Consider the following 20326-nt stretch of genomic DNA (forward strand, 5'->3'; position numbering starts at 1 on the left):
GATTTTTCCGCAAGGCGGAGCGGAATCAAAGCAGTGGTCAAAGCTGAGCTCCTCGATCGATATCGCGCTGTCGATGGCCGTCGCGCCAGATATGACGCTGAGTTCTCGTCAGGAGATGGAAGAGGTGGACAGCGCCGATGACTGCCGGGCGGCGAGCGCCCACCTGACGCTCGCCTAAGAAAGCGTCGGATCTCGATCCGTCCGGGTTTAGGTCTTCGATCCAGCACTTCACGAAACGAACGGTGGCGCAGCCCAGTTTGGGTGGCGGCATGCGCTCGTCCATCACTGTTTCCCAGCGGATTCACCTGCCGCATGACAGGTCTTCGTCCTGTCGCCGAATTTCCCGTATTTACTTTTATAATTATATAATGCAAATTTGCCACGTCCGGCTCAGAGGTGAGCCCCGCGATGCGAGGAGGAAAATCGCGATGCGCAATTTCATGAAATACGGTTTGATGGCTGCGATGATCGGCACCGCGCTGAGCGTCGGAAGCATCTCCGCGACCGCCCAGGATCTCGAACTGACCATCACGGCGCCTGCCGGCGCAGGCGGCGGCTGGGATTCCGCCTCCCGCTCGCTGCAGGAAGCCATGATGGCGAGCGGCAATACGAAGAGCGTGCAGGTGGTCAATGTTCCCGGCGCCGGAGGCACGGTCGGGCTTGCCCAGTTCATCGGAACGGCCAAGGGTTCGCCCAACCAGCTTCTCGTCGCCGGCATCACCCTCGTCGGCGCCAGCATTTCCAACAAGTCGCCGGTCGACCTGACGCAGGTGACGCCGCTTGCGCGCCTGACCGGCGATCCGCTCGTGATCGTCGTCCCGAAGGATTCGCCCATCAAGTCGATCGACGATCTGCTGGCCGCCATCAAGGCCGATGTCGCCAAGACCATCTGGGTCGGCGGATCGGCGGGCGGCGCCGACCACATCCTGGCGGCGCTCGTCACCAAGGCGGCCGGCGCGGATCCGGCCAAGATCAACTATGTCGCCTATTCCGGCGGCGGCGAATCCCTTGCGGCCATGTTGGGCGACCAGGCGACGGCCGGTGTGTCGGGCTATGGCGAATGGGAAGGCCAGATCAAGTCGGGCGATCTCAGGGCGCTGGCCATTTCCTATCCTGAGCCGATCGAAGGCATCGAAGCCAAGCCGCTCAAGGCGCAGGGCCTCGATATCGAGCTGGTGAACTGGCGCGGCATCTTCGCCGGCCCGGGTGTTGAGGGCGCCGATCTCGACGCGCTAAAGGCGGCCGTCGATAAGACGGTCAAGTCGGAGCAGTGGAAGGCGATCCTGAAGGCGCGCGGCTGGTCCGACTATTACGCTCCCTCCGACGAGTTCAAGAGCTTCATCGCCTCCGAGACCGACCGCGTCAGGACGATCCTGACCTCGATCGGGCTTGCCGACTGACGTGACGGCGACGGGGAGGGGCTGGCTCCTCCCTTTCGCGGCGAGGAAACCATGACCCCCAAGACAATCCACTCTCCGAACCGTCCTCCGGTGGTGACCGCCGTCGTCCTGTTTGCGATCGCGGCCATCACCTATTGGGACGCCAGCCATATGACCGCCCGTGCGGCCTACGGGATGAGCGCCAGCGCTGCGTGGTACTTCGTCGCTCTCCTCTTCGCCGTTCTCGGCATCGGGCATCTGTTGTCAGCCTTCAAGCCCTCTGATGTCGAGGTCGAGACTGCCGACTGGAAGGCTGTCGCCTGGGTCGGCCTGGCGCTCTGCGGCCTGATCGGCTCCATTTGGCTCGGGGCGGGTTTCATCATCGGTTCGACCTTGCTTTTTGCCCTGACTGCCCGCGCCTTCGGCCGTAGGGCCTTTCTGGCGGATCTCTGTCTTGGGGCCGGAATCGGGCTCGTCGTTTTCCTGCTGTTCAACAAGCTTCTGACGCTCGCCTTGCCGCAAGGCCTGCTCGAGCGGCTTTTCTGAGGGGCGCCCGATGGATTCCATTTCCTTTCTCATCGACGGCTTTGCGCTCGCGATCCAGCCTGCAAACCTGATCTATGCGGCGATCGGCGTGATGATCGGCACGGCCGTCGGCGTCCTGCCCGGCATCGGCCCGGCGCTTACCGTGGCGCTGCTCCTGCCCGTGACCTTCAAGCTCGATCCCGGCGGTTCGATCATCATGTTCGCCGGCATCTATTACGGTGGCATGTATGGCGGCTCGACCACGGCGATCCTCTTGAACACGCCGGGCGAAAGTGCGTCCGTGGTGACCGCGCTCGAAGGCAACAAGATGGCCCGTTCCGGCCGGGGCGGCCCGGCGCTGGCGACCGCCGCCATAGGCTCCTTCGTCGCGGCGCTGATCGCGACGCTCGGGCTCGCCTTTCTGGCGCCGCTGCTGGTCAAGATTGCCGTGAAGTTCGGTCCTTGGGACTATTTCGGTCTGATGCTGATCGCCTTCGTCACGGTCTCGGCCACATTCGGTTCCTCGCCTATGCGGGGCCTGACGAGCCTTGCCTTCGGTCTCTGGCTCGGCCTCATGGGAATAGATCAGCTCACCGGCCAGGCCCGGCTGACCTTCGGCGTTCCCGAACTGCTCGACGGCGTAGAAGTGACGACGCTCGCCGTCGGCCTGTTTGCGATCGGCGAGGCGTTTTTCGTCGCCTCGCGCCATCTCCACAAGCCGGAGAAACCCATCCCCGTGAAGGGATCGATCTGGATGACGAGGGAGGACTGGAAGCGCTCCTGGAAACCCTGGCTGCGCGGAACCTTCATCGGCTTTCCGATCGGCGCGCTGCCGGCCGGCGGCGCGGAAATTCCGACCTTCCTCAGCTATAATATCGAGCGGCAGCTGAGCCGGAAACCGGAAGAATTCGGCCAGGGCGCGATCGAAGGTGTCGCCGGGCCGGAGGCCGCCAACAATGCCTCGGCCGCCGGCACGCTCGTGCCGCTGCTGACGCTGGGGCTGCCGACCTCGGCGACAGCAGCGGTGATGCTCGCCGGCTTCCAGCAGTACAATATCCAGCCCGGCCCGCTGCTGTTCACCCAGCATGCCGATCTGGTCTGGGGCCTGGTGGCAAGCCTGTTCATCGCCAATGTCATGCTGCTGGTGCTCAACCTTCCCCTGGTCGGCATGTGGGTGCGGCTTCTGGCGATCCCCTTGCCGTGGCTCTATGCCGGCATTCTGGTCTTCGCGTCGATGGGAACGATCGCCGCCAATCCCTCCGTCGTCGAATTGCTGCTGCTGACGGGCTTCGGCATCGTCGGTTTTCTGATGCGGCGGTACGATTATCCCATCGCGCCGGCGGTCGTCGGGCTGATCCTCGGGCCGCTGGCCGACAATGCGTTGCGCCGTTCGCTGCAGATGAGCCTCGGCGATCCGATGATATTGCTCCAGCATCCGAGCTCGGCGATCATGATCGCCATTGCGACGATTGCCCTGATCGCGCCTTTCCTCTTCCGTGGCTTGTCGCGCTTCCGGCAGGATGAGGATTGACGTCGTGGCGCCGGTTGCGCGACATGCTGTGGATGATGTCGGGCAGCCGGGGCGCCTCGTTCCTGTTGTCGAATTGAAGAAGTGGCTCCGGACTTACATGGCAAGGAATAGCCTCTCACCGCAGATCAGCACGAGCATTATCGAATTCGTGAAGAGCAACGGGATGCGCAAGGGCGAACATCTGCCGCTGCAGATGCTCGCCGATACGTTCCGCGTCTCCCGCGCGCCGATCATGAGCGCGCTGCGCAAGCTGGAGGAGCGCGGCATCGTCCGCGCCGAGCCCAATCGCGGATATTTCCTCGGCATGGATGGCAACGAGATCGAGGTGGCGAAGGCGGATGGCGACGAGCGGCCGGACGGCGACGAAGCGGTCTATTTCAAAATCGCCGAGGACCGGCTCTCCGGTGCCCTGCCCGAGCGGGTCAGTGAAAACGAACTCATGCGGATCTACGATCTGCCGCGCACCAAGCTCTTGAAAGTCCTACATCGCATCGCCGACGAAGGATGGATAGAACGCCTTCCCGGCAACGGATGGTCGTTCCGTCAGACGCTGACATCGAGGCAAAGCTACGAGGAAGGCTATGTCTTCCGTGCGGTGATCGAACAGCAGGCGATGCTGCTGCCGACATTCGAGCCTGACGAGGAGGGCTTCCGCAAGGCGCGGGAGACGCAGACGGCGTTGCGCGACGGCGGATACGAAACCTGGTCGCGCGCCGAGATATTCAAAGCCAACAATGATTTCCATGAAATGCTCGTCGCTTGCTCGAAAAACGAGTTCTTCCTGGATTCCCTGAAGCGTATCAACAGGTTGCGGCGACTGGTCGAATACCACATCACCATCGACAGAAGCCGCCTGCCGCGGCAGACGGCGGAACATCTGCATATCCTCGACATGCTCGAAAGCGACAGGCGCAGCGAAGCGGCGGCGTTTCTCTACACCCACATCATGGGCGCCGGGCGCATCAAGGCGCCCAAGGTCTAGTTCACGAGGTTCTCAGCAATTCGACTACGGAACGCGGTGAGGCGATGGCAATGTCAAATTACATTTTATAATTATATAATGTAAACAAATGCGGATAGGATGCGGGAAGTGACGATGATCTCCAAAATGACGATCGACGGGAGGGAGTATGATTTCATCGACCTGCCCAAGGCAGCCGGCGACGAACTCGCACGCCTTCCCTACATCCATCGCATCCTGCTGGAAAACGTGCTTCGCACGGCGGGGCAAGATGCCGGGAGGGCGCAAGCCGCGATCCTCGGGTGGCTCGATACCGGCACCAGCGATCTGGAAATCCCGTTCCTGCCCAACCGCGTTCTGATGCACGACACCACTTGCGGCCCGGCCCTCGTCGATATTGCCGGTATGCGTTCGGCCTTGGCCGAAGCCGGCGCCGATCCGGCGCGGCTCAATCCGGTCGTGCGCGTCGACGTCTCCACCGATCATTCGGTGGCGGTCGATTTCTTCGGCGGCGCCGGTTCGCTCTCCCGCAACATGGCGCGCGAATTCGAGCGCAACGCCGAGCGCTACCGCTTCATGAAATGGGCGACGAATACCCTCTCGGACTTCCACGTCCATCCGCCCGGCACCGGCATTATGCACACGCTGAACCTCGAAAGGCTGGCGACCGTGGTGAGCGTCATCTCCCGGGGCGGCAGGACCTGGATTGCGCCCGATACGCTGATCGGCACCGACAGCCACACGCCGATGATCAACGGCATCGGGGTGCTGGCCTGGGGCGTGGGCGGATTGGAGGCCGAAAGCGTTTTCTTCGGCAAGCCGGTCGCGCTTCGCGTACCCGATGTGGTCGGCGTGCGGCTGTCGGGCGCATTGAAGGACGGCGTGCTGGCGACCGATCTTGCGCTCGTCGTCACTCACACCCTTCGCAAGATCGATCTTCAGGACAAATATGTCGAATTCTTCGGGCCAGGCGTGTCGGCGCTGACGGCAGGCGACCGGGCTGTTGTCGCGAACATGACGCCGGAATTCGGCGGCAATAGCGGCTATTTCCCCATCGACGGCAATACGCTCGCCTATCTCCGCGCCACCGGCCGGACAGAGGCGCAGATCCGCCTGGTCGAGACCTACTGTCGCCGTGCCGGCCTCTGGTTCGATCCGGATGCTGCGCCGCGCTACACGAGCATCGTCGAGATTGACCTGTCGCTCGTCGAGCCCAGCCTCGCGGGCCCGGCGCGGCCGCAGGACCGGCTGGCCGCGAGCGCGACCAAAGCGGCGATCGCCCCGATGAAAAAGGCCTCGGCGCCCGCCGCCGGCGGTCCGAACGACGGCGCGGTCGCCATCGCCGCGATCACCAGCTGCACCAATACATCCGATCCGAGACTGGTCGTCGCCGCCGGCCTGCTTGCCCGCAAGGCAAGAGCCTACGGCCTGCGCCCGCCGTATTGGGTCAAGACCTCGCTTGCGCCGGGCTCGCCGACGGCCGAACGCTATCTCCGGCGCTCGGGGCTGCTTGACGACCTGGAGGCGGTCGGTTTCGGCATCGTCGGCTATGGCTGCACGACATGCATCGGCAATTCGGGGCCGTTGACCGAGCCGGTCTCCACGGCGATGGCCGAGCGCGGCATCCTGCCGGTCGCGGTTCTCTCGGGAAACCGGAATTTTCCGGGCCGGGTCCATCCGCAGCTCGAGGCGGGCTTTCTGGCCTCGCCGCCGATGGTGATCGCTTTCGCGCTCGCCGGCACGGTCGAACTCGATATCATGAACGATGTCATCGGTCATTCCGGGGCCGGCGAGCCGGTCACATTGTCGATGCTCTGGCCTGAGAGTTTCGAGATCGACGACGCCCTCGTTTCGGCGTCGGACCCTGACGACTTCACGCCGGCCTATGACGAGGCGGAAGCCAGCCGGATCTGGCGGGAGCTCGAAGCTCCTGAAACCACGATCTTTCCCTGGGACGAGGCTTCGACCTATATTCGCAGGCCCCCCTTCGCCGGTGCCGGCAAGGGAAGCATGCTCGGAACCTATGCGGCGCGGCCCCTGCTCGCGCTCGGCGACGACATCACCACCGACCATATTTCGCCGGCCGGCGCCATTCCCGCCGCCAGCGAGACGGGCCGATATCTGATCGGCATGGGCGACAGCCCGACGGATCTGAATGTCTATGCCTCCCGGCGCGGCAATTGGGAGGCCATGGTCCGCGGTCTCTTCACCAACCGGACGGTCCGCAACATGTTGGGGGATGAGATCCCTGCCGGCTCCACGATCCATTGGCCGTCGCAAGAAATCCTGCCCCTGTGGAAGGCGGCGGAGCGATATGCGGCCGAGCGGCAGCCGGTGGTGATCGTCGCCGGTGAAAGATACGGCATGGGCTCGTCGCGCGACTGGGCGGCGAAAGGCGCGTCGCTGCTCGGCGTGCGCGCCGTGCTGGCGCAAAGCTTCGAGCGGATCCATCGCTCCAATCTCATCGGCATGGGAATATTACCGCTGCGGCTGCCGTCCGGATACGAGCCGGCTTCCCTGAAGCTCACGGCCGGCGATGTCATCGAGATCGCGGCGGAAGATCACCTCGTCGCGCCACGCTCTCCCGTCCGCGTGGCTATCCGGCGGGCCGGCGGCGATCGGATCTCGTTTGCGGCAGCCGCCGCCATCGAGACGATGGCCGAGGTCGAAACGCTCAAAGCCGGAGGAATTCTGCCGCTGATATTGCGGGATATCATGACGGCTGGCGAAGAGCGGCGATGACGCGGTCGGCCATGAAAGCGCAGCGGGCGCCATCGAAAGGGAACAGCGCCGAGAAGGCGCCGGAGAGCCGTTTTTCGATCGACTGGCGCATCATCCGGCGCGCCCGGTGCAGCCGGGTCTTGGCGGTTTCGGGCCTTATGCCGAGATAGGATGCGGCCTCGTCGGTGCTCATGCCCTCGACATCCCGCAGCACGAAGATGGCGCGAAAGTCATCCGGGAGCTCGTCTACCGCGTTTTCCAGGAGATGCCGCGCCTGGCTTCGCGACAGCTCAGTTTCCGGGTCGGCCGCCGGCAGGGAGGATGGAAACTGCAATAGCTGGCCGCCCGGCGACGTCGTCTGCATGTCGATTTCCTCAAGCCCGGTGGTGTTTTTCCGCGCTCGCACCCGGCCGAGCGCCTCGTTGAGCGCAATCCGGGTCAGCCATGTCGAAAGCTCGGCCTCCCCCCGGAACGCAGCCAGATTGGTAAAAGCTTTGACGTAGGCGGCCTGCACGACATCCTCCGCCTCCGCATCGTTGCGAATGACGGCGCGCGCGGTGCGGAACAGGCGACGATTGTGGCGCTGGACCAAGGCGCGGATGGCGGACTCATCACCCGTCTTCGCAAGCGAGACGAGATCGACATCGGAAAGCGTCGATATGTCAGGCCGGTGTTGCGGGGCCGGAACCGGAATGGCTGTCATGGAAACTACGCCTGCTGCTTTGTCGTTCCTTCGGAGTCCGGCCTAAGGCCGGACCTCCAGTTTGCCCGTCATGGCGGGATGAAAGCGGCAATAAAAATCGACCGCTCCCGCTTGGCTGATCGTCATGCGGCCTTCCGATTTCGGCGGCAGGTCGATATCGAAGCTTTTGTCGCGGGCCGTTGCCGTATGCCGGAATATATCATCGTTTCGCCAGACGATCACGTCGCCGACTTTGAGCCCGGCGGGCGGCGGGCCGAATTTCATGCCTGATATGGTGACCTGATAGTCCGCCGCCGGGGCAGCGTCCGCCCAAAGCAGGGCGGAGAACAGCAGCAGCGATTTCATCAGCGAGATCATCGCCGGCCTACTTCATCGTCGAAGCAAGATGTTCGGCATGCATCTGGTGCTGTTTGAACAGGGCCAGGCCCGTTTCCAGAAGCGACTTCAACTCCTTGTTCTGAGCCGAAGGGATCAGCACCTTGGCAAGCGCATCATTGACCGACTTATGATAGGCGACCTCGTTTTCGACATAGGCCTTGTCGAATGCCGCGCCGTCGAGCGCGTCGAGCCTCGTCAGTTCCTTGCTCGCCTGGCTCGACAGCGACTGGCTGATGGCATTGTCCTCAGGCGTTACCTTCAGCGTCTTGACGAGGGCGAGCGCCTGGTCGTTGACGGCCTTGTGGTCGCGCTCCATGGTCTTGGCGAATTCGATGACGTCGGCATTCTTGCTTTTCTTCAACGCCTGCTCCGCGGCGGTGACGTCGATCTGGCCGGCCGTATAGGCGATATGCGCAATCTGAGGATCGGTCGGCTTGGCATCGGCGGCAAGCGAAGCCGTGCCGAGCGAGACCGCAAGCAGGGCTGCGCCGAGAATTTGTTTCAACATGATCTGTCTCCCTTATGTCATAGGACGGAACGTCTCCCAGCAGCGGTGGTGCGCTTGGGAAGCGAGCGTTGGATGCAGATCGGATCAAAAGGTTCCCGGATATTTTGGCCTCGGCAAAAATGGCTCGTCAGCGCTTGCCGATGAAATGCCGAAGCACGATCGCGTGGTTGTGGTCCGCGTCTTTCGCCGCATAGAGAAGCGTTGCCGTCGATTTCCCGATATGCCGTATAAGGTCTTCCACGGCCGACGAATTCTCTTCGAGTTCGTCGCGGTAGCGGCGCTGGAACTCGGTCCATTTGGCGGGATCATGGCCGAACCATCGGCGTAGCGCCGGGCTCGGGGCGATATCCTTCAGCCAGATATCGATCGCCGCATCCTGCTTGCTCAGCCCGTGCGGCCAAAGCCTGTCGACAAGGATGCGCGTGCCGTCCTTGTCGTCCTTCGGCTCGTAGATCCGTTTGATGTGCAAGGCCATTCGATCATCCGCCTTGTTCGGAAAGCTCGTTCCCGACGAACAACTCGGCTGAGGATTTAGTTCCGCCGCAGACAATGGTTGCCAATTAGCCACAGCGGTGCGCCTCTGAACTGTCACAATTGATTTTTCGCGTGCAACTGGTATTGCTCGGTCATCTGCCGCTGATATTTTCCGATTCTCTCAACATTGCCAAAAGGATACGTGATGCGAAAGTTGGCGCCGTTCATCCTTGTCGCGGTTCTCAGTGCCTGCGCCCGGCCATCGGATGGCCCAACTGCTGGTGGTTTTTACAACGCCACGTCGCCGCAAACCAACGAGCGCATTCCGGTTGTACGGCTTTCGGAGGCGCCGATGGGGCCGGTTTCCGCCACACCGCTCGCCTATGCCTCTACCGATCCGGGCCTCAGCGCCATGCGCTCGAGCGGATTTGCCGATACGCGGCTCAGGCGCGGCGACGTCATCGAGGTGACGATCCTCGATCCCGGCGAGGACGGGCTTTTCTCTTCGACCGAGAGCAAGACCCTCAATCTCGGCCGCTTCACCGTCGATTCGACAGGCAATGTGACGCTTCCCTTCGTCGGCAAGCAGCGGGTCGTGGACTCCTCGACCGAGGCCCTGCAGACGCGCATCGTTACCGGCCTGAAGGGTTCCGCCGTCAATCCGCAGGCAGTCGTCACGGTGGTCGACAGGCCCTCCAGCGGCGTCACCGTCAATGGCGACGTGCGTTCCGCCGGCCGTTTCCCGCTGACCGCACGCAAGGAGCGCGTGCTCGATGCGGTCGCGCTTGCCGGCGGCGCATCTTCCGCGCCGGGCTCGGCGACCGTCACGCTGATGCGCGGCAAGCAGCGCGCCACCGTGCCGCTGCAGCGCGTCATCGACGACAGCAAGCAGAATGTCTACCTGCTGCCGGATGATCAGATCTACATCGACAAGGATTCGCCGACCTTCACCGCCTTCGGCGCCTTCAAGAGCGTCGGTGAGTTCGAATTCGAGCCAGGCAGGCTGACGCTGGCCCAGGCACTCGGCCGCGCCGGCGGCCTGCTCGACGACCGGGCCGATGCGAGCAATTTCTACGTACTGCGCAACCAGCCGGTCTATACCCAGGTCGCGGTGGCGAATGCCAAGACGGCAGCCCCGGTCGTGGTCAGCAGCAAGCCGGCGATCTACCGCGTCAACATGAAGGACGTTTCCAATCTAGCGCTGATGCAGCGGTTCCAGATGATGGACGGCGATATCATCTACGCCAGCAATGCCGGCTTGGTGGACTTCGCGAAGTTCTTCAACGTCTACCAGAAGAGCGCGCCGACGGCCGCAGCACCGATCCCCAATTCGAGCGGCAACTAATTATCGACAGCAGATTTCAGAGGCCGCCGAGCAGATGCAAGGCGGCCTCTGCATTTTCCGGCCTGTCTTGCGGGTTCGGCTGGGAAAGACGGATGGCCAAAGCTTCCAACTTTTCGTCGCGCTCCGCGCTGCAATGGCTGAGCAGCAGGGCCAGCAGACGCCCGGCCACGTAAAGATCGGATCGCCCGTCGAGCGGCCCGCCGGCCGTCTGTTCCGGCGATGCGAAATCCGGCTGGCCGGCAAAGGCGAGATCGAACTCTTCGTGCCGGCATCCGGCTTTCAGCGCGATGCCGAAATCGGCGATCTTCAGATGCGCGAGGTTGCCATCGAACAGAAGGTTGAGCGGCGACAGGTCGCAATGTACGAGGCCGGCGGCGTGGATGGCCTTGAGGCCGGAAAGCACCGAAGTCATCACCTCAGTGATTTCGCGCGGGGATAGCGGCCTTTCCTGCAGAAGATCCGCGAGCCGCTTCCCGCGCCATTCCATGACAAGGGCAGGCCTCCCGTCGGCAAGGCGCAGGACGGTTTGTGTCGCGGCAATATGGGGATGGCGGAGCGCCATGCCGATCTCGGCCTCGCGCAGCATGAGTTTTCTCAGCACGGGGTCGTCGGCGTGGTCGGGCCGCGGCATCTTGATGGCGTGAAGCGTTCCGAGATCGCGAAGGCGGGCGCGATAGACCTGGGTCGCCGCGCCGTCATGAACCAGCGCCTCCAGCACGAAACTGTTGGCGATGATCGCGGGATCGGCAGCGCCGAGACGAGCCTCGCCGCGATCGAGCGCATCCCGAACCCTGTCTATCAGCATCTTCCTGATATCGGGCGAATGGGCATGGCCGTTCAGCGCCTGCCAGAGATGCGAAAAGCGGCGGGCGATTTCCTCGAAACCCGCGGGATGATCATCCGCCATCGGTCTTCACGTCGATCACGATGGCGCTGAGGTTCTCGCGGCAATTAGCGATTAGCCCTTCCTGCACGAGAATATCGGCGGCCTTTTCGATGTCTGCCGAAAGCAGGATTTCAGCGATGTTGCGCTCGGGAACCGCATGCGGAAGGGCCGCGCTGCAGAGCAGGAGCCGGTCGCCGGCCTGCAATCCGCCGCTCACGACTTCGGGCGTCAGATGTCCGCGCATGCCGATGGCGCGTGAGAGCCTGCGCCGCAGGCCGACCTCCACATGATCCCGCGTGAGGCAGCGCATCATGCCGTCCCGCAGCAGGTAGCCGCGGGCATCGCCGACCCAGAGTACGGCGCAGCTCTCGTCGAGCGTGGCGAGCACCACGATGCTTGCGGCCGACGGCTCGCGGTCCTGGGAAAGATAGGCCGACTGAAGCAGACCGTGGGCGCGGCCGAGCTTGCCTTTGACCTCCTGCACCAGAGCTTCGATCGTCTCCTGTCCGGCGGTTTCAGCCAGCACATGAACGGCGATCTTGCCGGCCTCGGCCGCGTTATTGCCCTCGCCGACGCCATCGGCGACGGCAAAGAGCGAGGGCGTTTCGGAAATCAGCAGCGCATCGGCAGTGACCGTAAGCCGCGTGCCGGGATGCGTGGCGTGACTATGCCGGAGCAGCAGAGAATGCTGTGGCTCGGCGATGACGGGGCGCGGCGTCGCGGCTGTTTCGGGCGGCGGCGAAACGGGTGGAGAATAGTCGTGCAGCAGCTTCGAAAAATGCGCGGGTTCGGGGGCGCCGCTGACGCCAAAACCCTTGGCCCGCCGCTCCTCCGGGTCGATCCGCCACCAGATCGTGCCGCGGCTGGAAGCTCTGTCCCGCAGCGTCTCGTTCTCCGCGAGGTCGGCCGGGCGCAAGCTGCGCAGCCGCTTCAGGCTTGCGGTGAAATGATTGATGTCGAAATCGCGCTTGGCCGAACTTTCGCCGATCGCCTCGGCCGCGGTGAACCATGTGTCGTCGAGATAAAGCTGGCGCGGATGTTCGGCAAAGCCGTGAAGCTGGGCGGCGATGACGAGCGGAAAACTGCGGCCGACGCGGTCGAGGCTGGGCAGCAGCACCCCGGCGACGGTTGCCGATCCCCAGAGGCCGCGTTCGATGATAAAGCGCCAGGCCGGCATCGCGCGGAAGCGGCGTTCCCAATCCTCGCCGAGTTCCTGCTGCGCCGCTTGCATCCCCGCCTGCAGCCAGGCGTCGAGCGCAGATTGCAGGCTGCGGCCGAGCCCCATCGAAACGAAATCGCCGTGGCTCGGCAGCTTACCGTAAAAGCCGATCCTGTCGGCTTCGGCAGGATTTCGCTCGAGGGTGGCGCGCTCGTTCATGACGTCCCGATCAGAACTGTGCCGGGCAGGAGAAGGCGCCGAGCGCCTCCAGCCGGAATGGATTGAGCACCGAACCGAACTGCACGTCGAACTCCGCCGCCCGGCCATCCTGCTCGAATTTCGCCCGGAAAAGATCGTCGCCCTGGATCGTGACATTCGCATCGTCGAAGAGCCGGAAGGGCGACCAGTCGCCGTTCTCGGTCAAGGCCTGCTGCCAGCCGCCCGGCTGGAAGGCGACCCGTGAAGCGTTGCTTGCTTCCGCCGACGGCCAAGTGATCGATTTCGACTGGATCGGTCCGTGGAAATAGACCACCCGTTCGCCCTCGATCTCCAGCATCACGGCGCTGGCGGCATCGGTCAGGGACACCGGCTTGACGTTGATCGTGATCGACGGATCCTTGCTGCCGGCCGGAAAGAAGGCGCGGTTGATCTTGTCGGCATTCTCGAACTGGGCGATCGCCGCGCTCGGAATGCTCGCCGCGCCGAAGGTGCCCTTCCAGCCCCATGGCGAAGCGCTGGTATCGACGAAGGCTTCGAGCTTCTCCTTGAAGAAGCTCTTAAACAGGCCTTCCGGTCCGAAAAGCCTGACGAAGTCGCTCATCGCCACGTCGCGCTGAGCGCTTCGGTCGAAAGGATAACGGCCGGTGACGACATTCGAGCAGAAGCCCGCGCCCTCCGCGGCCCAGGCGTCGCTGATGCGCGACCGGGCGGATTTGACCGCCAGCGATCCGACATCCGCGGCGAGCCCGGCCATCCAGGTGTCGACCGGCGCGGGCAGCTTGCGTGCCTGCTGGAGCAGATCCTGATTGGCGTCGGTGAGCTGGCTGTCGACGTCGAAGACCTTCGCGACTTCGGCGGAGGAGGTCGTGGCGCGCGAAAGCTGTTCCTGCACCCTCTGCAGGATCGGTTCGAGCTGCCCGATTTCCGACCGCGGCGCCTCCTTCTGGTCCGCAGACGAGGACTGGCCGGCCGGTGCCTTCAGCGCGTCGCGAAGACGGCCGAAGGGATCGGGCGCATTGGCGGCGCCGGCAAGCGCCGTGCTCGAACCGGGCAGGCTGTCGCCGGCGGCCGAGGCGATTTCGGCGCCGGGGCCGCGCAGGTCGGTGGCGGCGGCGATCGATTTTGCGATCGTCTCGACCGGGCCGGGCCTGCCCGCCAGGATGCGGGTGGTTTCCGCCGCATCGCTGATCGTCTGCGAAGGCTTCACCCTGATATCGGCAAGCAGCGTCGACCAGCGCTGGTCGAAATTGTCGAAATAGAGCTGAAGGGTGGCCTGGGCGACGGTATCGACCGTGACGCCGGCGGGATTGGGATCGCCGCGCACCCATTGCTCGTCGAGCGCTTCGCGCGCGGCGTCGGTGATGCCGGGCAGGACGACGGCGCGGTAGCCGGTCGCGGAGAAGAGGCCGGGAATACCGTCCGCGAGCGGTGTTTTGGAGGCCCGCTCGAAAGCCTGCTCTCCGAGCGGGCCGAGCGCGCCGGCCGGGCTCCAGGCGGGAAGGGCGCGGGAAGCGCGGTATCCGGCCATGATGTCATAGGCGCGGCTGGCGATGTTCTGCGAGCGGATGATCTCGCGCGCTTTGGCGATCAGCGCTTTGTCGAGTTCGATCGGCGGCAGCGCGCCGCGCGCCATGGTCTCGGCATGGGCGATCATCGCCTTGCGGGCCGCGGCCCGGCCTTCGTCGGGATAGAGCCTAGTGAACATGTCCTCCGCTTCCAAAGAAGCGAAATCCGCATTCACAGGGCCGAGCCCGCCGAGCATGCCGTAGAATTTCAGCGCGTCGAAGGTTCTGTTAATGTCGGTGGTCTCGGTCATGTCCTTCTGGAGCTGGACCAGCATGCGCGGCAGAAGCAGAGTGTTCAGTGCCCGCTGATAGGCTTCGCGCTGGCGGCTCGCGACCTTGCCCTCCTGATCGAGGCCGAGGCTCACCGGCCAGACGCGCGTTCTGGAAAAATCGGTGGTGACGGCGGCGAGATTGTCGAGCGCCGGCAGAATGCGCAGGAAATCCGCATCCGAGACGTCGCGCACCGGCACGCCGCGCACCAGCTCCTCATAGGCATCGATGCGTCTTTCCGCGCCGGCGAGCGCCGTGGTGTTCTGGAAGTAGGTGGCGGTCCAGCTCGTCAGCACCACGGCCAGCACCAGGACCGCGCTCGCGTAAGCTGCGCGGCGGAAGAGCAACTGCCGGCCGGAAAGCCGCTTGTCGCGGGCAACCAGCGAGGCCTCGCCGAAGATCACCTCCTTGAAGAGGCGTGAGAGGAAATAGCTGCGCCGCATGCGCGGCGTCGCGGCTGCTTCCTCCCTCTGGGTGCCGGAGGCGAAATAGATGCCGCGCAGGAGCGGCGCCTCGACCAGTTTCGAGCCCGAGCAAAGCTCCGTCATCACCTCGTGCAGGCGCTCCTTCAGCGAGGCGAGCTCGGCGGGGAAGCGGAAGATGCGGCCGCGCAGTTCGGGATTGGGCTCCTGCTGCAGGCGCTCGATCAGCATGGCGTCGACGCGCTGCTGCAGCAGGGTGAATTCCTCGGTGAAGCGCTCCGGCAGGTTTGCCGCCTTATAGCTCTCGTCGAGCCCGAAGGTCGTGCCCCAGACCTGTTCGCGGTCGCTCTTGTTGAAACCGTCGAAGAACTCGACGAAGCCGGTCAGGAGATCGGCCTTGGTCAGGAGCAGATAGACCGGCACGCGTGCATGCAGGAGCTCGTCGAGCTCGGAAAGCCGCTGACGGATCGCCCGGATTTCCTCGCGCTGCGCTTCGGGGTCGCGCGTCAAGAGATCGCCGATCGACAGCGTCACCAGCGCGCCGTTGATCGGCTGCGACCGGCGGTATTTGCGCAAGAGGCCGAGAAAGCCTTCCCAGCCGGCCTTGGCGGTGCCGTTCAGATCGTCCTGCGTGGTGTAGCGGCCGGCGGTATCGATGAGGATCGCCTCGTCGGTGAACCACCAATTGCAGTTGCGCGTGCCGCCGATGCCCTGGACCGAATTGCTGCCGAGCGCATCGCCGAGCGGGAATTTGAGGCCGGAATTGCTGAGCGCCGTCGTCTTGCCGGAGCCCGGCGCGCCGAAGATCACGTACCAGGGCAGCTCGTAGATATAGCCGAAGCGCCGCTTGGTGATGCGGCGCAGGAGCTGCAGGGCTTCCTTGAGCCGGCTATGGATCTCGCCGACTTCGGCCTGCTGGCTGGCGGCCGCTTCGGCCTCGGCGTCGCGCTCGATTCCCTCGACCAGCTGCTTGTCGCGGCGCCGGTCGCGAATGATAGTAAAGAGGAGATAGGCGAGCCAGGCGGCGAGTACGACGCCGATCAGCGTCAGCCGCGCCGAAGCGCTGGCGAGCGGCTTGAAATCGCCATAGGCGGCGAGATAGCCGTAGAACCAGATGACGATGCAGATCGCCGCCACCCAGATGATCGAGATGAAGCGGCGGCCGAGGAGGCCGGCATAGGCCTCCACATAGGAACGGAGCGTATAGAAATAGCTTAGCGGATTCATCGCGACGCGCCTCCTGCGGCGGCAGCCGGTTCATTCGGTCTTTCGGCCTCGATCGGTGGCGTCTCGAAGCTGGCGTCGCTCAGCCGTTCGCTCGGATCGGTCAGCACCAGGATCTCGGTGCGGCGGTTCATCTCCCGGCCCTCCTGCGTGTCGTTGCCGGCGATCGGATCGCTGTCGGCGCGTCCCTCGGTCAGGATCGCCCCCGGCCCGGTGAACGAGGCCAGGATTTCGCCGACCGCCTTGGCGCGGGCTTCCGACAAGTGCCAGTTGGATGGGAACTGGACGGTGCGGATTGGTACATTATCCGTATAGCCCACGACGACGGCGCGGAATTTCTCGGCGGCGAGCGCGCCGCCGATCCGCTGCAGGAGATCGTGGAACTTCTCGCTGACTTCGGCGCTGCCGGTGGCAAAGAGGCCGGAATTGCTGATGCGCACCAGCAGCCTGCCGTTCGAATCCGAGAGCGTGACGAGCTTCTTCTCGACCTCCGGCTGGAGGAAGGCGAGCAGATTGTCGAGCCGGCTCGGCGGCTTGACCTGCTGCGGCGGCGGAGGCGGTGGCGGCGGCGTTTCCGCGACGACGACAGGCGGCGCTTCGCGCGGCGGCTCCGGCACCTCGACCAGCACGCTGGGCGTCTCGCGAGGCGGCAGCTTGGCGAGGCGCTCGAACGTGCCGTCGGAGGCGCGGTTCAGCGAGAGCGTGAAGAAGAGATAGCCGAGCGCCAGGATCAGCGTCAGGACGGAAAGAAGCGTCCAGAGTGCCGCGGCGGTGCGCAGCGGCTGGTGCCGGGCGGACACGCCTTTCCAATGCGGCGAAAGCTCCCGTTCGAAGACGCCGTATTGGCCGAGCAGCGTCTTATAGAGACTGTCGCGGATGCGTGCGAGTTCCAGCCCGCCGCGCGCGGAAACGCGGGTGCGGCCCTCGAAGGCGAGCGACAGGCAGAGATAGATGAGCAGCAGCAGGTCCTTGTTGGCGCCCGGGCTCTGGTGGAAATGGTCGAGCAGATCGAACACGCGTTCGCCGCCGGTCACGTCCATATGGAAGGTGGAGACGAGGCCGGAGCGCGCCCAGCCGGCGCGCACGCCCCAGGCTTTGCTGAGCACCACATCGTCGACCGTCGCGCAGACGACATAATGGGCGGCGCGCGCCCGTTCGGGGCTGATGCGCGCGCTCGCGAGATCCCGCTCGTACCGGCCGACGGCTGCGATCGCCACCGCTCTCAGTTCATCGATATCGGGCTGCTCTTCCGTGTAGCGCAGACCATGGGCGAGATTGAGCAGCGGTGCGGCCGAGCGCACCAGGGTCGGCACGTCTTCGGCGCCGAAGCGGAAATCCCGGACGAGCGTTTCGACCGAGACTCCGCCGGTCGCGGACGCTCCCGCCGACGCCGTTCCCTTCTCGCCTTCGGGAAAATCGAGAACGTCGTCCAGCATCTCCGCCATCTTGCGGGCGGATTGTTTTTTCTTCACGCCATCCTCGGTCAGTTCGACGATGGTCGGCAGGCTTTGCCAGGTGGAAGCGGATTCGTTCTTCATTCTCTAAGGGCCCACAGTTCAATTTCGAGCCCGGGGAAATCGCCGGCGAGATGCACGGCGATGGCGCCGGAGGTATCGAGTTGTTTCCAGAGCGGATTCTTGGTGTCGAGTTCGAAGTAGATGGTGCCAGAGCGATAGGGCAGCTGGCGCGGCAGCACCGGCAGCGGCCGCACGGGAATGCCCGGCAGCGCCACGTTGACGAGGTCGGCGATGCGCTCGACCGGGCCGACCTTGATCTGCGCAGGCAGCTTGCGGCGCACCTCTTCGGCCGGCATTTCGGCGCGGACCGCCAGCACGAAGCCGGCATCGCGAAGCAGCGAACGGTCGTTGATCGTGCCGATCCTGACACCGTGCCGGCGTTCGGCAAGCTCGATCGCGACCGCCGCCTGTTCGAGCACCGAGGAAAGCGAGGCTCTCAGATCGTCGAAGACGGCAGCGAAGGTCGCCTTCAGGTCGTCATGCCGGTAGGGTGCGAAATCGCTGGCGCGCTTGCGGTCGGTCGTGAAGGTGGCGAGCTCGCCGGCAAGCTGGATGCAGTGCTCGTAAAAGACGATCGGGTGGATGCGCGTCGCATTGGCCGAAATATGCTTTAGCATCGGATCGACGCGGTTGAGGATCTGCAGGAGCAGATAGTCGCCAACCTCCGCCGTGCCGCGAATGGTGGGATCGCCGATCCGTTCGGCGATCGCTTCGGCGCGGTGGCGTACGATGCCGAGCAATTCGGTGATCAATTCGTTCAGCCGGCCGGCCGCCGTGCAGTTGAGGCTCGGCAGGATGTAGTCGTGATCGAGAATGACCGCCCTGTCGGAACGGACTTCGATGATGCGGGCAAGGCCGATCAGCTCGTAGCCGGCAAGCTCGTCGCCGGTCTTGAGATAACGCAGGCTGAGGCGGCCGACGTCAATCGGCGCCATGAAGTCGGTCTCGACATTGGCATCGGGCGCCTCATAGGGCGAGGCCACGAGGCGGACGCTGTTGCGCTGAGCGCCGCCGTTCAGCGCCACATCCGCCTTGCCGGGCTGGCGGGCGGGAAGTGCGAGATAGACGACCGCATTCTTGGTGTTCTCGTCGAGATCGAGCGGCGGCGGCAGGTCCGCATCGACGGGGGCGTCGAACGGCGTGCCGTCGGGCAACACGCCGCGCAGGTTCGACAGCGCGAATTGGCCGATCGCCAGCGCCCCGCGGTCGATGCCGATCTCCGCTATCCCCCAGGGGTAAGGCGACAGGCCGTGCGTGGCGGTGCGCACGAGCCGCTCGGTCCAGCGATCCGCCTGTTGGAAATGCTGCACGCGAAGGAACATGCCTTCGCTCCAGGCCACCCGGTTCTCATTCCTCATGATGCGCGTCTTTTCCTTCCTGCCCGTCTTGCAAACGAGGCGCTGTCTCTCTGCCGTTCACTGCTTCGGTCATCGCGTCGCGGAAAACATCCTGGATCGACCGGCTCCTGCCGTCCTTTTCGAATTCTGCCCGATAGGCCTGCCAATAATTCCGGTCGCGGCGCCAGGGCAGGCCCCAGGCGCCGGTCTCGACCTGCGCCTCGACAATGCGCGGTTCCAGCCGGGTCGCGGTCTGGACAAGGGCCTCGAGCGCGGAATTGAGCATGAGCTGCTGGCCGAGCAGAGCCTCGATGCGTGCGAGGAGCGCCTCCTCCCGGTCGGCCAGGAAATCCGGTTCCGGCCCGGAGGGCGGCGCGTTCATGTCGAAGACGGCATAAGCGCCATCGACTGCCTCTTCGAGCCGGGCAAGCAGCGGCTCCAGACGATCCGCAAAGGTTTCCGGCCGGCCGATCGTCAGGGTCGGAAAGTCCTCGGCCTCGGGCTGCGGATCGTTGTCATTGACGATCTCGACCGCCGCAGACCTGCGCTGCGCGATCGGCACGGAGACATGGGTGGCGGCGCCATGTTCGAGGTGGCTGCCATATTCGGTCTCGTCGGAATTCCAGTCCTCCGGCAGAAGCTGGGTGACCGAGCGGGTTTCCGGAGGGCCGCTCCAGCCGATCTCGACATTGCGGGAGGAGGCGGCACCCTTCCTGCCGCTCTGGTCGGGCAGGGTCCAGTCATCGGCGATGCGCTCGCCGAGAATGCCGCTGGCGGTCCGGCCACCCGGGGCGATGTCGGCGAGGATCGCGGAAATGGTCAGCGGTTCGTCGCTGAGCACGAGGCCGGCATCGGGATCTTCGACTTCCTGGTCGCCGCTGCCTGAAATGTGGACCGAGAAGGCAAGTCCGCCCATCTCCAGCCGCGACCGGTCGGAGAGTCTCGCGATCTCGCCTTCATGCACGGTGACGCCATCGACCCGGGAGCCGTTGGCGCTCTGGTCGCGCAGCAGGAAGCCATCGCGGTCGCGCTCGATGATGCAATGCAGCTTCGAAATCGAGCGCCGGTCCTCCGGCAGCCGCCAGTCGCAATCGGGTGCCCGGCCGAGCGTGCGCCGGCCACGTTCGAAGAACCATTTCGATCGGCCGGCCGGCATTGCCACGTCGCTGGTGATCTCTCTCAGTTCGAGCCGCATCCTTGCC

Annotated in this window: 17 protein-coding genes; 6 read left to right on the forward strand and 11 right to left on the reverse strand. The window is 64.5% G+C overall.

Annotation, left to right across the window (positions count from 1 at the left end; translation table 11 throughout):
• Nucleotides 1-37: 37 nt before the first annotated feature.
• Nucleotides 38-283, reverse strand: coding sequence for a hypothetical protein (locus tag ATY77_RS00825; protein WP_088685658.1), 246 nt, complete (start codon nucleotides 281-283; stop codon nucleotides 38-40).
• 145 nt (nucleotides 284-428) lie between these two features.
• Here ATY77_RS00825 and ATY77_RS00830 point away from each other — a divergent pair, with 145 nt between their 5' ends.
• From ATY77_RS00830 to acnA, 5 genes are all read left to right on the forward strand, one after another.
• Nucleotides 429-1400, forward strand: coding sequence for a tripartite tricarboxylate transporter substrate-binding protein (locus tag ATY77_RS00830; RefSeq protein ID WP_088685659.1), 972 nt, complete (start codon nucleotides 429-431; stop codon nucleotides 1398-1400).
• Nucleotides 1401-1451: 51 nt separating this feature from the next.
• Nucleotides 1452-1925: a tripartite tricarboxylate transporter TctB family protein gene (locus ATY77_RS00835; protein WP_088685660.1), complete on the forward strand. Its 474-nt coding sequence runs from the start codon at nucleotides 1452-1454 to the stop codon at nucleotides 1923-1925.
• A gap of 10 nt (nucleotides 1926-1935) precedes the next feature.
• The gene (locus ATY77_RS00840) at nucleotides 1936-3435 is read left to right on the forward strand and encodes a tripartite tricarboxylate transporter permease (protein WP_088685661.1); all 1500 of its coding nucleotides are present in this window, start codon (nucleotides 1936-1938) and stop codon (nucleotides 3433-3435) included.
• 97 nt (nucleotides 3436-3532) lie between these two features.
• Nucleotides 3533-4417 carry a GntR family transcriptional regulator gene (locus tag ATY77_RS00845; protein WP_088686220.1) on the forward strand — a complete coding sequence of 295 codons (885 nt, stop codon included), beginning with the start codon at nucleotides 3533-3535 and terminating at the stop codon, nucleotides 4415-4417.
• Nucleotides 4418-4531: 114 nt separating this feature from the next.
• On the forward strand, nucleotides 4532-7138 hold the full coding sequence (gene acnA / locus ATY77_RS00850) for an aconitate hydratase AcnA (protein ID WP_245314263.1): 2607 nt from the start codon (nucleotides 4532-4534) through the stop codon (nucleotides 7136-7138).
• Here acnA and ATY77_RS00855 read toward each other — a convergent pair.
• The 4 genes from ATY77_RS00855 to ATY77_RS00870 all read right to left on the reverse strand — a co-directional run bounded on the left by ATY77_RS00855 (nucleotide 7110) and on the right by ATY77_RS00870 (nucleotide 9181).
• Entirely contained in the window at nucleotides 7110-7820 is a 711-nt protein-coding gene (locus ATY77_RS00855; RefSeq protein WP_088685662.1) for an RNA polymerase sigma factor, read from the reverse strand. The genes acnA and ATY77_RS00855 overlap by 29 nt on opposite strands.
• A gap of 42 nt (nucleotides 7821-7862) precedes the next feature.
• Nucleotides 7863-8177 carry a cupredoxin family copper-binding protein gene (locus ATY77_RS00860; protein ID WP_088685663.1) on the reverse strand — a complete coding sequence of 105 codons (315 nt, stop codon included), beginning with the start codon at nucleotides 8175-8177 and terminating at the stop codon, nucleotides 7863-7865.
• Between the two features lie 7 nt (nucleotides 8178-8184).
• The gene (locus tag ATY77_RS00865; RefSeq protein WP_088685664.1) at nucleotides 8185-8706 is read right to left on the reverse strand and encodes a DUF4142 domain-containing protein; all 522 of its coding nucleotides are present in this window, start codon (nucleotides 8704-8706) and stop codon (nucleotides 8185-8187) included.
• Between the two features lie 127 nt (nucleotides 8707-8833).
• A complete protein-coding gene (locus tag ATY77_RS00870; RefSeq protein ID WP_088685665.1) occupies nucleotides 8834-9181 on the reverse strand; it encodes a DUF488 domain-containing protein in 348 nt (115 codons plus the stop codon).
• Between the two features lie 204 nt (nucleotides 9182-9385).
• Between ATY77_RS00870 and ATY77_RS00875 the strand changes: the two genes are divergently transcribed.
• Nucleotides 9386-10525, forward strand: a complete 1140-nt coding sequence (locus ATY77_RS00875; protein ID WP_088685666.1) for a polysaccharide biosynthesis/export family protein — start codon at nucleotides 9386-9388, stop codon at nucleotides 10523-10525.
• Nucleotides 10526-10541: 16 nt separating this feature from the next.
• Here ATY77_RS00875 and ATY77_RS00880 read toward each other — a convergent pair whose 3' ends face one another.
• The 6 genes from ATY77_RS00880 to ATY77_RS00905 are packed head-to-tail and all read right to left on the reverse strand — an operon-like array spanning nucleotide 10542 to nucleotide 20319.
• Nucleotides 10542-11432, reverse strand: a complete 891-nt coding sequence (locus tag ATY77_RS00880) for a serine/threonine-protein kinase (RefSeq protein ID WP_088685667.1) — start codon at nucleotides 11430-11432, stop codon at nucleotides 10542-10544.
• Nucleotides 11422-12789 carry a type VI secretion system-associated protein TagF gene (gene tagF, locus ATY77_RS00885; protein WP_088685668.1) on the reverse strand — a complete coding sequence of 456 codons (1368 nt, stop codon included), beginning with the start codon at nucleotides 12787-12789 and terminating at the stop codon, nucleotides 11422-11424. The genes ATY77_RS00880 and tagF overlap by 11 nt, the downstream gene beginning before the upstream one ends.
• A gap of 10 nt (nucleotides 12790-12799) precedes the next feature.
• Complete coding sequence (gene tssM, locus ATY77_RS00890; RefSeq protein ID WP_088685669.1) at nucleotides 12800-16273, reverse strand: type VI secretion system membrane subunit TssM; 3474 nt, start codon at nucleotides 16271-16273, stop codon at nucleotides 12800-12802.
• The gene (gene tssL, locus ATY77_RS00895; RefSeq protein ID WP_088685670.1) at nucleotides 16270-17808 is read right to left on the reverse strand and encodes a type VI secretion system protein TssL, long form; all 1539 of its coding nucleotides are present in this window, start codon (nucleotides 17806-17808) and stop codon (nucleotides 16270-16272) included. Before tssL ends, tssM begins: the two co-directional genes overlap by 4 nt.
• Nucleotides 17805-19145 carry a type VI secretion system baseplate subunit TssK gene (tssK, locus tag ATY77_RS00900; RefSeq protein WP_088685671.1) on the reverse strand — a complete coding sequence of 447 codons (1341 nt, stop codon included), beginning with the start codon at nucleotides 19143-19145 and terminating at the stop codon, nucleotides 17805-17807. Before tssK ends, tssL begins: the two co-directional genes overlap by 4 nt.
• The gene (locus tag ATY77_RS00905) at nucleotides 19135-20319 is read right to left on the reverse strand and encodes an FHA domain-containing protein (RefSeq protein WP_088685672.1); all 1185 of its coding nucleotides are present in this window, start codon (nucleotides 20317-20319) and stop codon (nucleotides 19135-19137) included. Before ATY77_RS00905 ends, tssK begins: the two co-directional genes overlap by 11 nt.
• Nucleotides 20320-20326 lie beyond the last annotated feature (7 nt).

It is taken from the genome of Rhizobium sp. R634 (genome assembly GCF_002211305.1).
Classification (GTDB): domain Bacteria; phylum Pseudomonadota; class Alphaproteobacteria; order Rhizobiales; family Rhizobiaceae; genus Rhizobium.

Excerpts from the sequence above, each read along its gene's own strand:
- ATY77_RS00825 (WP_088685658.1), bottom strand. The coding sequence starts at position 283 with ATGGACGAGCGCATGCCGCCACCCAAACTGGGCTGCGCCACCGTTCGT.
- ATY77_RS00905 (WP_088685672.1), bottom strand. The coding sequence starts at position 20,319 with ATGCGGCTCGAACTGAGAGAGATCACCAGCGACGTGGCAATGCCGGCC.
- ATY77_RS00855 (WP_088685662.1), bottom strand. The coding sequence starts at position 7,820 with ATGACAGCCATTCCGGTTCCGGCCCCGCAACACCGGCCTGACATATCG.
- ATY77_RS00835 (WP_088685660.1), top strand. The coding sequence starts at position 1,452 with ATGACCCCCAAGACAATCCACTCTCCGAACCGTCCTCCGGTGGTGACC.
- ATY77_RS00875 (WP_088685666.1), top strand. The coding sequence starts at position 9,386 with ATGCGAAAGTTGGCGCCGTTCATCCTTGTCGCGGTTCTCAGTGCCTGC.
- ATY77_RS00880 (WP_088685667.1), bottom strand. The coding sequence starts at position 11,432 with ATGGCGGATGATCATCCCGCGGGTTTCGAGGAAATCGCCCGCCGCTTT.
- tssL (WP_088685670.1), bottom strand. The coding sequence starts at position 17,808 with ATGAAGAACGAATCCGCTTCCACCTGGCAAAGCCTGCCGACCATCGTC.
- tssM (WP_088685669.1), bottom strand. The coding sequence starts at position 16,273 with ATGAATCCGCTAAGCTATTTCTATACGCTCCGTTCCTATGTGGAGGCC.
- ATY77_RS00860 (WP_088685663.1), bottom strand. The coding sequence starts at position 8,177 with ATGATCTCGCTGATGAAATCGCTGCTGCTGTTCTCCGCCCTGCTTTGG.
- tssK (WP_088685671.1), bottom strand. The coding sequence starts at position 19,145 with ATGAGGAATGAGAACCGGGTGGCCTGGAGCGAAGGCATGTTCCTTCGC.
- ATY77_RS00870 (WP_088685665.1), bottom strand. The coding sequence starts at position 9,181 with ATGGCCTTGCACATCAAACGGATCTACGAGCCGAAGGACGACAAGGAC.
- acnA (WP_245314263.1), top strand. The coding sequence starts at position 4,532 with ATGATCTCCAAAATGACGATCGACGGGAGGGAGTATGATTTCATCGAC.
- tagF (WP_088685668.1), bottom strand. The coding sequence starts at position 12,789 with ATGAACGAGCGCGCCACCCTCGAGCGAAATCCTGCCGAAGCCGACAGG.
- ATY77_RS00830 (WP_088685659.1), top strand. The coding sequence starts at position 429 with ATGCGCAATTTCATGAAATACGGTTTGATGGCTGCGATGATCGGCACC.
- ATY77_RS00840 (WP_088685661.1), top strand. The coding sequence starts at position 1,936 with ATGGATTCCATTTCCTTTCTCATCGACGGCTTTGCGCTCGCGATCCAG.
- ATY77_RS00865 (WP_088685664.1), bottom strand. The coding sequence starts at position 8,706 with ATGTTGAAACAAATTCTCGGCGCAGCCCTGCTTGCGGTCTCGCTCGGC.
- ATY77_RS00845 (WP_088686220.1), top strand. The coding sequence starts at position 3,533 with ATGGCAAGGAATAGCCTCTCACCGCAGATCAGCACGAGCATTATCGAA.